This window comes from Streptomyces glaucescens (genome assembly GCF_002154375.1).
Taxonomy (GTDB): Bacteria; Actinomycetota; Actinomycetes; order Streptomycetales; family Streptomycetaceae; genus Streptomyces; species Streptomyces glaucescens.
This window is the reverse complement of sequence record NZ_MUND01000672.1, coordinates 3,886-4,137: the sequence shown is the minus strand read 5'-3', so window position 1 is coordinate 4,137 and position 252 is coordinate 3,886. Positions and strand designations below refer to the sequence as shown.

The window sequence follows — 252 nt, the reverse complement described above, 5'->3', positions numbered from 1 at the left end:
CCTGGCCGAGCTGTTCGACCTCGGGCACGTCATGAGCCGGGTCGCCCGGGACCGCTTCGTCGCCCGCTACGGGGAGGGCGGCACCTGCCGCGTCCCATGGGACTTCGGCGCCGACAACGCCGCCGCCTGGGAGGAGGCAGGGCGGCACCTCGACCGGCCGTCCGGCGACCCCGGACTGCCGACCGGGCTGACGGAACTCGCCGCTCTGCGCGAGGAGTTCACCACACTGGCCCGGCAGGCGGCAGAGCCGTG

At 75.4% G+C, this 252-nt stretch carries 1 protein-coding gene; it reads left to right on the top strand.

Annotation, left to right across the window (positions count from 1 at the left end; genetic code table 11):
- On the top strand, positions 1-252 hold a 252-nt coding region (locus tag CCN42_RS42905), incomplete at both ends, for a hypothetical protein (RefSeq protein WP_158102174.1).